Genomic DNA, 13,177 nt, shown 5'->3' on the forward strand with positions numbered 1-13,177 from the left:
TAAGAGCGGCATTCCTTGTTCCGAGTTGTCCACTGCCCCTCGCGCCTTAGGCCTTCAGTTCGATGGTGAGGGCGGCGGCGGCGTCGCGGGCGGTCTGCCGTGCTTCGTCGATGCTGGCGCCACGCGCCAGGGTCACGCCGACGCGGCGGTGGCCGTGCACGCCGGGCTTGCCGAACAGGCGCAGCGCGGTGTCCGGGGCCTGCAGCGCGGCGGCGACGTTGCCGAACACCGGCACGCCTTCGCCGTGCGCCAGCAGCGCGCACGAGGCCGACGGGCCGCTTTGCCGGATCGCCGGGATCGGCAGGCCCAGGATCGCGCGCGCATGCAGGGCGAACTCGCTCAGTTCCTGCGACACCAGGGTGACCAGGCCGGTGTCGTGCGGTCGCGGCGAGACTTCGCTGAACCAGACGTCGTCGCCCTTGACGAACAGCTCCACGCCGAACAGGCCCCAGCCGCCGAGGTCGTCGGTGACCGCGCGCGCGATCTCCTGCGCGCGCTGCAGCGCCAGCGCCGACATCGGTTGCGGCTGCCAGCTCTCGCGGTAGTCGCCGTCCTTCTGCCAATGCCCGATCGGATCGCAGAACGCCGTGCCGCCGGCATGGCGCACGGTCAGCAGGGTGATCTCGTAGTCGAAGTCGATGAAGCCTTCGACGATGCAGCGGCCGGCGCCGGCGCGGCCGCCGGTCTGCGCGTACTCCCAGGCCGCGTCGATGTCGGCGGCGCTGCGCAGCGTGCTCTGGCCCTTGCCCGAGGACGACATCACCGGCTTGACCACGCACGGCAACCCGACCGCGGCGATCGCCGCGCGGTACTCCTCGGGCGTGTCGACGAAACGGTACGGCGAGGTCGGCAGGCCCAGCGTCTCGGCGGCCAGGCGGCGGATGCCCTCGCGGTCCATCGTCAACCGCGCCGCGCGCGCGGTCGGGATCACCCGCTGGCCGTGGTCGCGCTCCAGCGCCACCAGCGTCTCGGTGTGGATCGCCTCGATCTCCGGCACGATCAGGTGCGGCTGTTCGCGCGCGATCAGTTCGCGCAGCGCCATCGCATCGAGCATGTCCAGCACGTGCGAACGATGCGCTACCTGCATCGCCGGCGCGTCCGCATAACGATCGGCGGCGATCACCTCCACGCCGAAGCGCTGCAGTTCGATCGCCACTTCCTTGCCCAGTTCGCCCGAACCCAGCAGCAGCACGCGGGTGGCGGAGGCGGACAGCGGGGTTCCCAGGGTGGTCATGGCGGCGGTGCCTGCGCGAAGAGGGGCGCCCATTCTAAAGCCGCCCGTCCGCCTGCCGCACCGCATCGGCGATGGCCTCGGCGACACGCTGCACGCGCGGCGCGCGGCGCACGTCCGGGTGCACCACCAGCCAGATCGCGCGTTCGACGTCGCAGCGCGGCGCCGCGGCCAGCTCGACGAGCGCGGCGTCGGCGGGCGGCGCCGGGTCGTCGAGCAGAAACCGCGGCAGCAGTGCGACACCGGCGCCGGCCGCGCAGGCGCGCTGCTGCGCGGCCAGGTCGTTGGCGACGAAGGCGAAGCGGCGGGCGCCGGCGAAACGCTCCAGCCACTGCTGCTGCGGCGTGCGCGCGAACGCGGCGTCGTAGCCGACGAACGCCCAGGTGTCCGGCGGCGCGTCGGCCCAGTCGCGGGTCGCGCACAGGGCGAACCGCATCGTTCCGATGCGCCGGGCGGCCAGTCCCGGCTCGCTCGGCCGCGACAGCCGCACCGCCAGGTCGGCCTCGCGCGCATACAGGTTGGCCGCGTGCGCTTCGCCCAGCAGATCGATGCGCAGCGCCGGCCAGGCGCGCAGCGCGCGGGCCAGGCGCGGCGCCAGGAAGTGGCTGGCGAACACCGGCGGCGCCGAGACCCGCACCACGCCATCCAACGCGGCGGCGCCCTGCGCGGCGCGGCCGAAGGCATGCGCGACCGCGTCACGGCAGCAGCGCGATGGCGCCGTTGCTTTCGCGCGATTCCAGCAGCCGGTGCGCATCGGCTTACCGGCATCGGCGCCCCTTGCAAAGAGATATCAAAATGATATCTTTCCTCCACACACCCGGGGAGACCGTCATGAAAGAACGCACGCTTCGCTCGCTGCATGGCATTCCGCTGCTGCTCGGCATCCTGGTCCTGGCCGGCCTGGCGTTGTGGCTGTTCGTGACCGGCATCCTCAAGGACCCGGTCAATGGCGGCCCGACCTCGTTGCCGCTGGTGCTGCTGGCGCTGGCACTCGGCGCCGTCGCCTTGTTCGCGCTGTGCGGCCTGTACACGGTGCAGCCGAACCAGGCGGCGGTGCTGAGCCTGTTCGGCAAGTACGTGGGCACGGTCAAGGACAACGGCCTGCGCTGGAACAACCCCTTCTATTCCAAGAAGAAGGTCAGCCAGCGCGTGCGCAACTTCGAGAGCGGCCGGCTCAAGGTCAACGAGCTGGACGGCAGCCCGATCGAGATCGCCGCGGTGATCGTGTGGCAGGTGATCGACGCCTCCGAGGCCGTTTACAACGTCGACGACTACGAGAGCTTCGTGCACATCCAGTCCGAATCGGCGCTGCGCGCGATGGCCACCAGCTATCCCTACGACCAGCACGAGGACGGCCAGATCTCGCTGCGCAGCCATCCGCTGGAGATCAGCGAGCAGCTCAAGCGGCACCTCGACGAACGCCTGACCCAGGCCGGCGTGGACGTGATCGAGGCGCGCATCAGCCACCTCGCCTACGCCCCGGAAATCGCCCAGGCGATGCTGCAGCGGCAGCAGGCCAACGCGGTGATCGCCGCGCGCACGCGCATCGTCGCCGGCGCGGTGGGCATGGTCGAAATGGCCTTGGCCGAACTGCAGAAGAACGGCGTGGTGCAGTTGGACGAGGAACGCAAGGCGCACATGGTCAGCAACCTGCTGACCGTGCTGTGCTCGGACCGCGGCGCGCAACCGATCGTCAACGCCGGGTCGCTGTACTGATGCGCCGGCCGCGCCATCGCCGCGCCACGGCGGCCGCGCCGGCGCCAGGAATCCCCGCATGAGCGAGAAGAAGGCCTATCCGCTGCGCATCAACGCCGACGTGCTGGCGGCGGTGCAGCGCTGGGCCGACGACGAACTGCGCAGCCTCAACGCGCAGATCGAATACGTGTTGCGCGACGCGCTGCGCAAGGCCGGGCGGCTGCCCAAGCCGCGTGACGACAAGGAACCCGAATCATGAGCAAGCGCTGGGAATACCTCACCCTGGAGGCCAAGACCAATCTGATGCTGGGCCTGAAACTGGACGAGCTGCAGGCCGACCTGAACAAGCACGGCAAGCTCGGCTGGGAACTGGTCAGCGTCCTCACCCTGCCGGGCACCAAGCCGCTGTTGATGTTCAAGCGGGAGCTCTGACATGCGCCCGCTTCGCTTGCTCGCGCCCGCGCTGGCGGCGCTGCTGGTCCCGCTCGCGGCGCTGGCGGCGGCGCCGCAGCAGACCGCCAGCGCGCTGCTGGATCGCCTGCAGGCCGGCGACCTCGCCGCGGTCGAAGCCGAGTTCACCCCGGCGATGGCCAAGGCGGTGCCGCCGGAAAAACTGGCCGAGGCCTGGCGCACGCTGTCCGCGCAACTGGGCGCGCTGCAGCAGCGCGGTCCGGCCAGCGAACGCCAACAGCAAGGGCTGACCGTGATCGAGCAGCGCCTGCAGTTCGAGCGCGGCGCGCTGCTGGCGCATGTCTCGATCGACGCGGACGGCAAGATCGCCGGCCTGCTGTTCACCCCCGCGGCGCCACCGCCGGCGCCACCGCCCGCGGCCGATGCCGGCTTCACCGAACAGGCATTCGCGGTGGGTCCGTTGCCGGGCACGCTGGCATTGCCCGCGGGCAAGGGCCCGTTCCCGGCGGTGGTGCTGGTGCACGGCTCCGGCCCGCACGACCGCGACGAGACGATCGGCCCGAACCGGCCGTTCCTCGATGTCGCACGTGGACTCGCCGCGCAGGGCATCGCGGTCCTGCGCTACGACAAGCGCACCTTCGCCATGCCGGAGAGCTTCGCCGGGCGCATGGAAGCAGGCTTCACCATGGACGACGAAACCACCGACGATGCCGTCGCCGCGGTCGCGACGCTGGCACGCACGCCGGGCATCGACCCCAAGCGCATCTTCGTGATGGGCCACAGCCAGGGCGGCATGCTCGCCGCGCGCATCGCGCGCATGTCCGGCAAGACCGCCGGCATCGTCCTGTGGGCGGCACCGGCGCGCTCGCTGCTGGACCTGCTGCTCGACCAGAACCGCTATCTGCTCGGCCTGCAAGGCGCGCCGTCCGCCGAAGGCAAGGCACGCGTGGCCGAGATCGAACGGCGCGTGGCCAAGGTCCGCGGCGACGGTGCGGTGGCGCGGAACGATTCGCCGCAGGACTTGCCGGCCGCGTACTGGCGCGCGTTCGACAAGGTGGACCCGGTGGCCGACGTCCTGGCCCTGCGCCAGCCGGTGCTGTGGCTGCAGGGCGAACGCGACTTCCAGGTCACCGCACCGGACTGGCAACGCTGGCAGCAGGCGCTGGGCCAGGACCCGCGCGCCACCCTGCACCGCTATCCGCAACTCAACCACCTCGGCATCGCCGGCACCGGCACGCCCGGACCGGCCGAGTATGCGCAACCCGGCCACGTCGATCCGCAGTTGATCGCCGACACCGCGCACTGGATCGGGGCGCAGCGATGACCGCCATGCACAGCCCCGCGCGTCCCGCGCCCGCCGTCCGCGACTACCGCGTCGCCACGCCCGGACGCCTGCCGCTGCTGACCCTGTGGCTGCCGCTGCTGCTGACGGCCGGCCTGATCGTCGGCCTGGGGCTGTCCCAGGCGCAGCGCGCGCCCTGGCTCACACCGGCCTTCCTGGCCGCGCTCGGCGTCGCACTGACCCTGCTCTACCTGCGCCGCGGCATCCGCCTGGAAGGCACCGCGCTGCGGGTTCGCTCGACCATGTTCCAGAACCGCACCGAGCTCGCGGCGATCGACCTGTCGCGCGCGCGCGTGGTGGACCTGGCCGAGCACACCGAACTGGCGCCGACGAGCAAAGCCATCGGCTATGGCCTGCCCGGGTTCAAGTCCGGCCACTTCCGCCTGCGCAACGGCCAGGGCGCGTTCTGCCTGCTCACCGACGCCAGTCGCGTGCTGGCGCTGCCGCTGCACGATGGGCGCTGGTTGCTGCTCAGCCCCGAGCAACCAAGGCAACTGCTGCAGGACCTGCAACGGCTGGCCGCGCGCGCCGCTTAGCCCTACCCTGTGCGGATGCGCGCCGCCCCCGCCCTGCTGCTCAATACCGACTGCATCGAACTGCTGCCGGCCGCGCTGTACCGCGCGCGCAGCAACGCCGACGCGCGCTTGCTGGCGCAGGCGACCTGGCTGCTGCGGCGCAAGCGCGACGGCCACTATCTGGCCGTCGCCTCCGCGCGGGGCCTGCATGCGCTGCTGCCGCGCCTGCTGCACGAGCCGGGCATCGACGCGGCGCTGGATCGCCTCGATGCGCTGCCCACACGGCGGCTGCCATCGCACGACGACGGCGCCGTCCTGCCGTTGCACGGCCTGCACGCCTGCCTGGCCGAGCTCGGCCTGGACGCGAACGCGTACGCGCGCACCACCGGCCTGCCGCTGCACGCCGAACCGGCCGTCCTGCACGCCGCCGGCCACGATCGCTACCGGCGCCCGCTGTGGCTGAGCGCCGGCGCCGCGCGCGCCTGGCAGGCGCTGCGGCGCGCCGCCGCGCGCGAGGGCGTGGTGCTGGAGGCGATCTCCGGCTACCGCAGCCACGCCTATCAACTTGGCATCTTCGCGCGCAAGTTCGCGCGCGGGCAGCGCCTGCAGCAGATCCTGCAGATCAACGCCGCGCCCGGCTACAGCGAACACCACAGCGGCGACGCGCTGGACATCGGCACCCCGGGCGAGCCGCCGGCCGAGGAAAGCTTCGAGCGCACGCCGGCGTTCGCCTGGCTGCAGGCGCACGCCGCCGGCTTCGGCTTCCGCATGAGCTATCCGCGCGACAACCCGCACGGCATCGTGTACGAACCCTGGCACTGGCGCTGGCATCGCGCGGGGGGCGCGGCATGAAGCGTGCGCTGCCCAGCCTGCTACGCGGCGCCCTCGCCTGCCTTGCCCTGGCATCGCCGTTCCTGCCGGGCGACGCCGGCGCGCAATGGCGCGATCGCCAGGGCGCGCCACTGCCCGACAGCGCCGACCGCGCCCACGACAAGGATTTCGGTGCCTCCGTGCAGATCGCCGATGACGCCGAGTTCGTGCGTTTCGCCCAGGAATGGGTGCAGACCGGCCCCGGACATGCGCCGCAACTGCGTACCGTCACCAGCGTGCGCCGCGGCCAGGCCGTGCGGGTGGCGTTGCTGTATGCCGGCTGCGCGCCCAGCCCGAACAACGGAGGCGCGTGCGATGCGCAGGTCAGCCTGCGCTTGCTCGCGCCCGACGGCAGCCAAACGCTGCAGGAACCGATGCGCCCACTGGGAACCGACGCCGCACCGGCCGCCACCGGCCTGCTGCAACTGTCGCCGCTGTCGGTGCAACTGCGCTTCGACGACAACGATCCGCTGGGCATCTACCGCCTGCAGGCGACTGTGAACGACCCCAGCCAGGACGCATGGGTGCGCCTGCAGACCGAGATCGCGCTGGTCGCCGACGAGTGATCGCGGCAAGCCGCGCTGCCTGGCGTCAGCGCGTAGCCCAGCGTCGGCAGGCGGCAAGCGCGCCTTCGCGGTACGTCCGGCGCTGGTCATAGGCGCGAGCCTCCGGCGGCAGTGAAGTTTTCGTCATCCCAGCCGATAAGCGTTGTCCCACCCCAGCAAGGACGCCGCCGCCATGGCCGAAAACCCCTACGCCGCACCGCATGCGCACGCGCATGACGCACAGCCCGCCGCGCCCCTGGCGAAAGCGCCCGACACCATCCTGCGCAAGATCATGGTCGGCTGGATCGTGGCCAGCCTGAGCGCCGCGATCGACGTGTTCTGGGCGCTCCGCGCCTTCATCAGCGACAACATCCAGGTGGGCGTCGGCATCAGCATCGATGCGGTGCTGCTGGGCGCGGGTGCCTACGGCCTCTACCGCAAGAGCCGGGTCGGCGCACTGTTGCTGCTCGGGTACTACGTGCTGGGTCGGGTGCTCATGCTGATCGGCGGCAATGTGAGCGGCATGGTGCTGGGCGTGATCATCGTCTTCATCTACGTGGCGGCGGCGAAGGGCACCTTCGACCACCACCGCTGGTTGCTGCAGGAGCGCCGTTCGCCATCGTCGCTGCGGCCTCGGCTGAGCGACGACCCGTTGTTCCGCACATCGGCCGCCGCACCCGCGACGCCCCAGCCGAACGCCACGCCGGCGACCGATTCGGCGCCGGCCGCAGCGCCGCCGGCCTGATCCCACGCCACTACACGATCGCGCCGCATGGCGCGGTCGTGCGCCGCTGCGCGACGTCGGACACCCTATCTGCACCCAGCGGTCACCCGGCTTGCCGGCAGGGTGCTTCGATGGCACGACTGCCGCGCCGCGACCAGCCTTCGTGAATGGCGATGCGGCGCCGCGCGCGGCCTGTCCGCCGTGGTGCCGGAACAATGGTCTGGTCGCCTGCCGTGCCGCGCGGCGGCCCCGCGCCGCGTCCCGTCTGCGCTTTCGCCTCAGCGCCTGATCGCGTCCAGCGCGTACAGCAGCCAGCCCAGCATCAGCGTGGTGCCGCCGACCGGCGCCAGCCGGGTCGGCCACTGCGCCAGCGCGTTGCCGGCCAGGCTGCCGGAGAACAGCAGCGTCCCCAGCAGCAGCAATCCCAGCGCGGCGCGACCGAGCAGGCGTTCGCCGCGCCGACCCAGCGCGGCCAGGGCCACGCCGTGGCTGAATGCATACAAGGCCGCGGTCTGCAGATGCGACTGCGCCAGCGGATCGGCCACGCCGTGCGAGGCATAGGCGGACAGGCCGATCGCGGCCGCCGCCAACAGGCCGCCGGCGCCGGCCAGCCAGGCGCGTTTACGGGGACGGTGATCCAGATGCAGCATGGCGATGCTCCGTTGCGGCCGGTGCGCCGGCCCCATAAACGAAACGCGCCGCAAGCTGCGGCGCGTTTCGGGTCACGCATCCATCCGGGCGGCGCTTACTTGATCGCCCAGTAGATGTCGTAGGTGCCTTCCGGCGAGAACGCCTTGTCAACGCCGCCCTTCCAGGCTTCGTACGGACGGTCGGTCACGTCGTAGCCGCTGGTCGCGGACCAGGCACGCACCGCATTGCGCGCCGCGTCCAGGCCCGCCATGTGGCCGGTGTAGCTGGCGAACGCGGAGCGGTGGGCCTGCGTCCGCAGGTAGGTCACCGGCGCGCCCTGCGGGATGGTCAGCTTCAGCGGCTCGCCGCTGGCGGCGACCGGGGTGGCATCGACCGGCGGCGCGGCGGCAGCGGCCGCATCGTCCTTCTTCGCGTCCGGCTTGGCCGCCGCGTCCGGCTTCGGCGCGCCACCGGCACGCTTGCGCACCGGCTGGGCCACGTCGAAGGCGTACTTTTCGGCACCGAAGTCGGTGGTGACGATGCGCACCGGACCGGCCGCTTCCAGGCCGTTGGCGTCCATCACCCGCTTGATCCACTCCTGGTTGTCCTTGATGGACTTCTTGATGGCGTCGTTGTCGCGGTCGATGTTGCCGGCGTTGACCACCAGCAGATCCTCGGCCGGGACGTCGACGACCTTGAGGTCGGTCAGCGGGGTTTCCGGGGCGCGGTAGTCGACGTTCGGCACGGTGGCCAGCACGTTGCTCAGCCGCGACAGGCCCAGCTTGATGTCGTCGCCGACATGGCGGCTCACGTACAGGCCGGCATAGCGACCGAACAGGTCCCAGCCGTACTTGACCGTGTAGTCCTGGGTGATCTTGACGTTGCGGCCACCCTTGCCGGTCGGCTCGAGCTTGAAGGAGGTGGTCTTGTCGCGCCCCTTGCCCTCGTCCTCGATGCCGATGACGACCTGCTTGTTCTGCTCGGTCGAGGTGATGGTCCAGCTACCCTTGCCGATGTAGCCCTCCTTGGAGACGTAATCCAGGCGGGCGCCGACGCCGGACTCGGGGCCGGACAGCTTCAGCTGGATCTTCGGATCGCGCAGCACCAGAGGGTTCCAGTCCTTGAACCGACGCAAGCTGTTGACCGTGTCATAGACGATGGTCATGCGCCGGTTGGTTTCGACGCTCTCGGACATGTGACGCTCCGAGGGCAACACCACGCCGACGAGGACGAACAGGCCAGCCACGATCCCCAGTGCGATCAGGAATTCGATAATACGGGTCATTCAGGAGGTCTCCGGGGCCGATCCCACGGCCGGGTTAATGAAGCGAAGCGGCCATCCTAGCAGGCTTCGCGGTTCGTGGTCATGCCGATGGCGGCGCGGAATTCGGCACAGTGGCGAAAACCCCGCGAAGGCGCCGTGCACGGGGCCGCCGCGCGACGGGGCGGGCGACCAGACCATTGTCCCGGGACCACGGCGGACAGGCCGCACGCGGCGCCACTGACATCGGCGAAAGCCAGTCATGGCGAGGCCTTGGCGCCCCCGCCGGACCGCTGCCGGTAAGCCGGACGGCCAGACCAGTGCCTGCGCGACGGGCGCCTGCCGGGCGGCGTGCGGGCCGCCTGCAGCCGCGGCATGGGCGTCGACACGGTCGCCACGACGGGGGCATTGCTGGCGGCGCCGGCACAGGCTCGCCGCGTCCTCTCGCGGCCAGACAGCAGTCCTTCCCATCCCGCAACAGCCCGGCTGCCGGCTGCCGGCTGCCGGCTGCCGGGCGCCAGGCGCATCGCGTCCGCCGCGCAGGATCGAACGACTGCCTGCCAAACGGCGCCCGGCGCCCGCGAACAGCGCGCCGCGCCCGGTCGCGCCCTCCGCCGTCAGACCAATTGCAGCTCGAACGCCTTGAGCACCGCCCGCGTACGGTCGCGCACGCCCAGCTTGGACAGGATGTTGGAGACGTGGTTCTTGATCGTGCCCTCGGCCACGCCCAGCGAATTGGCGATCTCCTTGTTGGAGAAGCCGCTGGCCATCAGCCGCAGGATCTCGGTCTCGCGGTCGGTCAGCGGATCGGGCCGGTCCAGGCTGACGAAGTCGTTGCGCATGTGTTCCAGGCCCGACAGCAGGCGCTGGGTCACCGCCGGCTGCACCAGCGAGCCGCCGGCGGCCACGGTGCGGATCGCGCCGACCAGTTGCTCCAGCGACACGTCCTTGAGCAGATACCCCTTGGCCCCGGCCTTGAGCCCGGCCAGCACCAGTTGGTCGTCGTCGAAGGTGGTGAGGATGATGGTCGGCGGCAGCGTGCCGTTGCGCGACAGCGTCTGCAGCGCCTCCAGGCCGGACATCGCCGGCATGCGCATGTCCATCAGCACCACGTCCGGCTTCGCCTGCGGGATCAGCTCCACCGCCTGGCGGCCGTCGTTGGCCTCGGCGATCACCTCGATCCCGCCGTCCAGCGCCAGCAGCGAGCGGATCCCCTGCCGCACCAGGGTTTGGTCGTCGACCAGGCAGACACGGATCATCACAGCACTCCTTGTGGAACGGCGGACGGCAGCAGGGCCGCCGCGCTCGGGACCGCGGCGCGCAGGCGGAAGCCCGCGTCCGGCGGCGCGTCGATCTCCAGGCTGCCACCATACTGGCTCAGGCGCTCGCGCATGCCGCGCAGGCCGTTGCCGGGCAGCAGCGTCGCGCAGCCCTGGCCATCGTCGTGGGCCTGGATCACCACCAGCGGGCCCTCGCGGCGCACCTGGATCCACAGGTTGTCGGCCTGCGCATGGCGCACCGTGTTGGTGATGATTTCCTGGGTGCAGCGCAGCAGGACGTGCGCGCGCTCCGGATCCTCGACGGTCAGCGGTTCGTCCACCTGCAGGTGGATCTGCAGCGCCGGCACCTGCTCGGCCAGCGGCCGCAGCGCGGCGGCCAGGTCGATCGCGCCACTGTCGCGCAACTGGCTGACCGCCTCGCGCACGTCGGTCAGCAGCAGCTTGGCCAGGGTATGCGCCTGGTGCACGTGTTCCTGCGCGCGGCCTTCGGTGATGTGGCCGGCCACCTCCAGGTTCAGGCTCAGCGCGGTCAGGTGGTGGCCGAGCAGGTCGTGCAGCTCGCGCGAGATGCGGGTGCGTTCGTTGATCCGCGCGCTCTCGGCCAACAGCGCGCGGGTGGCGCGCAGTTCGGCGTTGAGCTGGCGCTGTTCCTCGCGGGCCTGGGTCTGCTGCCGCGCGACCAGGCTGGTGACGAAGACGAACATCGAAAAGCCCGCGTACAGCAGCGACTGCATCAACGCGTCGAACATCGGGAAGCGGACCATCAGGTAATACACCGGCAGCACCGCCAACTGGCTGAGCACCAGCCACAGCACCCCGATCCGCACCGGCAGCAGCCACGGGATCACGCCCGCCGCCACCATCATCAGGATGCTGCCCAGCCCGCTGCCGGTGAGATAGCTGACCGCCAGCGCGCAGATGGTCAGCAGCAACAGGATGGCGCGGTCGTACCAGTGCGCGTGGCGGCCGCTGCCGAGCCCGCGGGTCAGCCAGTAGTAGCTGGCGCCGAAGGCGATGAAGAACCCGGACATCATCGCCGCCTCCCAGCCGCCGCGCCGGTTGGAGGCGTCGTCCGGGATCCAGTAGGTGTAGACCAGCGGCATGGCGATCATGGCCCAGGTGAACAGGCCGGCGAAGCGCAGCACGCGGGTGTGGCTGAGATGTTCCAACATGCGGCCATCTTAGGATGAACGGCGCGCATTGCCCCCCTACGGAAGTCATGCCTGGGCCGCTCGCCGCCCCGGGCCCCGCGTGCGATAATCCGCACGCGGTCCGTCCTGCGGCCGCGCGCGCATCAGCAATGGAGTCCCAATGTCGATCGTCATCCGCGACGTGCGCGAGCACGAGCTCGATTCGGTCCTGGCCCTGAACAACAATGCCGGACTGGCGATCCTGCCGCTGGATTCGGCCAAACTGCACCGCTTCTACGAGACCGCAGAGTACTTCCGCGTCGCCGAGCGCGACGGCAACCTGGCCGGGTTCCTGGTCGGCTTCGGCAGCGACGGCGATCACGACAGCAGCAATTTCGCCTGGTTCCGCGAACGCTACCCGGCGTTCTTCTATATCGACCGCATCGTGGTGGCCAGCCGCCGTCGCGGCGGCGGCGTCGGCCGCGCGTTCTACGCCGATGTGCAGAGCTACGCCGAGCTGCGCTACCCGCAGCTGGCGTGCGAGGTTTTCCTGGACCACGGCGCGGATGCGGCGCTGCTGTTCCATGGCAGCTTCGGTTTCCGCGAAGTGGGCCAGAACACGATGAACGAAGTGGAGGTGCGTGCCAGCATGCTGTTGAAAGATCTGTGCAGTTACGCCTGGGTCCGCGAGACCTACGGCGATCGCCTGCCCGACCTGCCCTGGGTCGGCCATGCCCGCCGCCTGCAACGGGCCCAGCGCCCGACCGGGACCTGAGCGTGTCGTCGGTGAATCTGGACTTCGAGCAGGCCGGCGAACTGAAGATCGGCCAGGTCGGCATCGCCAACCTGCGCATCCGCACCCTGGACGTGGCGCGCCTGAGCCAGGAGATGCGCGAGCGCGTGCAGCGCGCGCCCAAGCTGTTCGGCCGCGCCGCGGTGATCATCGATTTCGGCGGGCTGGCGCAGACCCCGGACGCGGCCACCGCGCAGGCGCTGCTGGCCGGCCTGCGCGAGGCCGGCGTGCTGCCGGTGGCGCTGGCCTACGGCACCCGCGAGATCGAGGAACTGTCGGTGGCGCTGGGCCTGCCGCTGCTGGCCAAGTTCCGCGCCCAGTACGAACGCATCGAGGGCGGCGCCCCCGCCGCCGCGCCCGCCCCGGTCTCGCCGCCGCCGCCGCCTCCACCGCCGCCGCCCGCGCCGGCCGCGCGCGCGCAGCCCGGCCGCATGCAGAAGACCGCGGTACGCTCGGGCCAGCAGCTGTACGCGGAGAACTGCGACCTGACCGTGGTGGCCACGGTCGGCGCCGGCGCCGAAGTGATCTCCGACGGCAGCATCCACATCTACGGCAGCCTGCGCGGGCGCGCGCTGGCCGGCGCCCAGGGCAACACCGACGCGCGGATCTTCTGCCGCGACTTCCACGCCGAACTGGTCGCCATCGCTGGCCACTACAAGGTGCTGGACGATATTCCCAAGGAACTGCGTGGCAAGGCCGTCCAGGTCTGGCTGGAGCAGGACCAGATCAAGATCGCCGCGCAAGACTGAC

General features: G+C 70.9%; 16 protein-coding genes. 10 read left to right on the plus strand and 6 right to left on the minus strand.

Features of this window, described 5'->3' with window-relative positions; genetic code table 11:
- Window positions 1-46: 46 nt before the first annotated feature.
- A complete protein-coding gene (gene purT / locus AB3X07_RS16390) occupies window positions 47-1,234 on the minus strand; it encodes a formate-dependent phosphoribosylglycinamide formyltransferase (protein ID WP_369939705.1) in 1,188 nt (395 codons plus the stop codon).
- A gap of 34 nt (window positions 1,235-1,268) precedes the next feature.
- Window positions 1,269-1,985 (minus strand): LysR family transcriptional regulator, encoded by a 717-nt coding sequence (locus tag AB3X07_RS16395; protein WP_369939706.1) that lies wholly within the window; start codon window positions 1,983-1,985, stop codon window positions 1,269-1,271.
- Between the two features lie 77 nt (window positions 1,986-2,062).
- On the opposite strand from AB3X07_RS16395, the gene AB3X07_RS16400 reads away from it, so the two are divergent.
- The 8 genes from AB3X07_RS16400 to AB3X07_RS16435 all read left to right on the plus strand — a co-directional run bounded on the left by AB3X07_RS16400 (window position 2,063) and on the right by AB3X07_RS16435 (window position 7,354).
- Window positions 2,063-2,947, plus strand: a complete 885-nt coding sequence (locus AB3X07_RS16400; protein WP_369939707.1) for an SPFH domain-containing protein — start codon at window positions 2,063-2,065, stop codon at window positions 2,945-2,947.
- A 58-nt stretch (window positions 2,948-3,005) separates the two neighbouring features.
- Window positions 3,006-3,185 carry an Arc family DNA binding domain-containing protein gene (locus AB3X07_RS16405; protein WP_369939709.1) on the plus strand — a complete coding sequence of 60 codons (180 nt, stop codon included), beginning with the start codon at window positions 3,006-3,008 and terminating at the stop codon, window positions 3,183-3,185.
- Entirely contained in the window at window positions 3,182-3,358 is a 177-nt protein-coding gene (locus AB3X07_RS16410) for a DUF4177 domain-containing protein (protein WP_369939710.1), read from the plus strand. Before AB3X07_RS16405 ends, AB3X07_RS16410 begins: the two co-directional genes overlap by 4 nt.
- Window position 3,359: 1 nt before the next feature.
- Window positions 3,360-4,661 carry an alpha/beta fold hydrolase gene (locus AB3X07_RS16415; RefSeq protein WP_369939711.1) on the plus strand — a complete coding sequence of 434 codons (1,302 nt, stop codon included), beginning with the start codon at window positions 3,360-3,362 and terminating at the stop codon, window positions 4,659-4,661.
- A 5-nt stretch (window positions 4,662-4,666) separates the two neighbouring features.
- The gene (locus tag AB3X07_RS16420) at window positions 4,667-5,215 is read left to right on the plus strand and encodes a PH domain-containing protein (protein WP_369939713.1); all 549 of its coding nucleotides are present in this window, start codon (window positions 4,667-4,669) and stop codon (window positions 5,213-5,215) included.
- 15 nt (window positions 5,216-5,230) lie between these two features.
- Window positions 5,231-6,046, plus strand: a complete 816-nt coding sequence (locus tag AB3X07_RS16425) for a M15 family metallopeptidase (RefSeq protein WP_369939714.1) — start codon at window positions 5,231-5,233, stop codon at window positions 6,044-6,046.
- Entirely contained in the window at window positions 6,043-6,630 is a 588-nt protein-coding gene (locus tag AB3X07_RS16430; RefSeq protein WP_369939715.1) for a hypothetical protein, read from the plus strand. Before AB3X07_RS16425 ends, AB3X07_RS16430 begins: the two co-directional genes overlap by 4 nt.
- Before the next feature lie 172 nt (window positions 6,631-6,802).
- The gene (locus AB3X07_RS16435; protein WP_369939717.1) at window positions 6,803-7,354 is read left to right on the plus strand and encodes a hypothetical protein; all 552 of its coding nucleotides are present in this window, start codon (window positions 6,803-6,805) and stop codon (window positions 7,352-7,354) included.
- Window positions 7,355-7,611: 257 nt separating this feature from the next.
- Here AB3X07_RS16435 and AB3X07_RS16440 read toward each other — a convergent pair whose 3' ends face one another.
- The 4 genes from AB3X07_RS16440 to AB3X07_RS16455 all read right to left on the minus strand — a co-directional run bounded on the left by AB3X07_RS16440 (window position 7,612) and on the right by AB3X07_RS16455 (window position 11,676).
- Entirely contained in the window at window positions 7,612-7,983 is a 372-nt protein-coding gene (locus tag AB3X07_RS16440) for a DUF423 domain-containing protein (RefSeq protein WP_369939718.1), read from the minus strand.
- A gap of 95 nt (window positions 7,984-8,078) precedes the next feature.
- Window positions 8,079-9,248 carry a polyketide cyclase gene (locus AB3X07_RS16445; RefSeq protein ID WP_369939719.1) on the minus strand — a complete coding sequence of 390 codons (1,170 nt, stop codon included), beginning with the start codon at window positions 9,246-9,248 and terminating at the stop codon, window positions 8,079-8,081.
- 593 nt (window positions 9,249-9,841) lie between these two features.
- Window positions 9,842-10,483, minus strand: coding sequence for a response regulator (locus AB3X07_RS16450; RefSeq protein WP_369939721.1), 642 nt, complete (start codon window positions 10,481-10,483; stop codon window positions 9,842-9,844).
- Window positions 10,483-11,676, minus strand: coding sequence for a sensor histidine kinase (locus AB3X07_RS16455; protein WP_369939722.1), 1,194 nt, complete (start codon window positions 11,674-11,676; stop codon window positions 10,483-10,485). Before AB3X07_RS16455 ends, AB3X07_RS16450 begins: the two co-directional genes overlap by 1 nt.
- Window positions 11,677-11,815: 139 nt before the next feature.
- On the opposite strand from AB3X07_RS16455, the gene AB3X07_RS16460 reads away from it, so the two are divergent.
- On the plus strand, window positions 11,816-12,409 hold the full coding sequence (locus AB3X07_RS16460) for a GNAT family N-acetyltransferase (protein WP_369939723.1): 594 nt from the start codon (window positions 11,816-11,818) through the stop codon (window positions 12,407-12,409).
- Between the two features lie 2 nt (window positions 12,410-12,411).
- Entirely contained in the window at window positions 12,412-13,176 is a 765-nt protein-coding gene (minC, locus tag AB3X07_RS16465) for a septum site-determining protein MinC (protein ID WP_369939725.1), read from the plus strand.
- The last annotated feature ends 1 nt before the right edge of the window (window position 13,177 follow it).

The organism is Xanthomonas sp. DAR 35659 (assembly GCF_041242975.1).
In the GTDB taxonomy this organism is placed as follows: domain Bacteria; phylum Pseudomonadota; class Gammaproteobacteria; order Xanthomonadales; family Xanthomonadaceae; genus Xanthomonas_A; species Xanthomonas_A medicagonis.

What these genes read in the sequence shown, in the direction of transcription:
- AB3X07_RS16450 (WP_369939721.1), bottom strand. Translation starts at nt 10,483, where the DNA reads ATGATCCGTGTCTGCCTGGTCGACGACCAAACCCTGGTGCGGCAGGGG.
- AB3X07_RS16400 (WP_369939707.1), top strand. Translation starts at nt 2,063, where the DNA reads ATGAAAGAACGCACGCTTCGCTCGCTGCATGGCATTCCGCTGCTGCTC.
- AB3X07_RS16455 (WP_369939722.1), bottom strand. Translation starts at nt 11,676, where the DNA reads ATGTTGGAACATCTCAGCCACACCCGCGTGCTGCGCTTCGCCGGCCTG.
- purT (WP_369939705.1), bottom strand. Translation starts at nt 1,234, where the DNA reads ATGACCACCCTGGGAACCCCGCTGTCCGCCTCCGCCACCCGCGTGCTG.
- AB3X07_RS16440 (WP_369939718.1), bottom strand. Translation starts at nt 7,983, where the DNA reads ATGCTGCATCTGGATCACCGTCCCCGTAAACGCGCCTGGCTGGCCGGC.
- AB3X07_RS16405 (WP_369939709.1), top strand. Translation starts at nt 3,006, where the DNA reads ATGAGCGAGAAGAAGGCCTATCCGCTGCGCATCAACGCCGACGTGCTG.
- AB3X07_RS16420 (WP_369939713.1), top strand. Translation starts at nt 4,667, where the DNA reads ATGCACAGCCCCGCGCGTCCCGCGCCCGCCGTCCGCGACTACCGCGTC.
- AB3X07_RS16425 (WP_369939714.1), top strand. Translation starts at nt 5,231, where the DNA reads ATGCGCGCCGCCCCCGCCCTGCTGCTCAATACCGACTGCATCGAACTG.
- AB3X07_RS16395 (WP_369939706.1), bottom strand. Translation starts at nt 1,985, where the DNA reads ATGCGCACCGGCTGCTGGAATCGCGCGAAAGCAACGGCGCCATCGCGC.
- AB3X07_RS16460 (WP_369939723.1), top strand. Translation starts at nt 11,816, where the DNA reads ATGTCGATCGTCATCCGCGACGTGCGCGAGCACGAGCTCGATTCGGTC.
- AB3X07_RS16445 (WP_369939719.1), bottom strand. Translation starts at nt 9,248, where the DNA reads ATGACCCGTATTATCGAATTCCTGATCGCACTGGGGATCGTGGCTGGC.
- AB3X07_RS16415 (WP_369939711.1), top strand. Translation starts at nt 3,360, where the DNA reads ATGCGCCCGCTTCGCTTGCTCGCGCCCGCGCTGGCGGCGCTGCTGGTC.
- AB3X07_RS16430 (WP_369939715.1), top strand. Translation starts at nt 6,043, where the DNA reads ATGAAGCGTGCGCTGCCCAGCCTGCTACGCGGCGCCCTCGCCTGCCTT.
- AB3X07_RS16410 (WP_369939710.1), top strand. Translation starts at nt 3,182, where the DNA reads ATGAGCAAGCGCTGGGAATACCTCACCCTGGAGGCCAAGACCAATCTG.
- AB3X07_RS16435 (WP_369939717.1), top strand. Translation starts at nt 6,803, where the DNA reads ATGGCCGAAAACCCCTACGCCGCACCGCATGCGCACGCGCATGACGCA.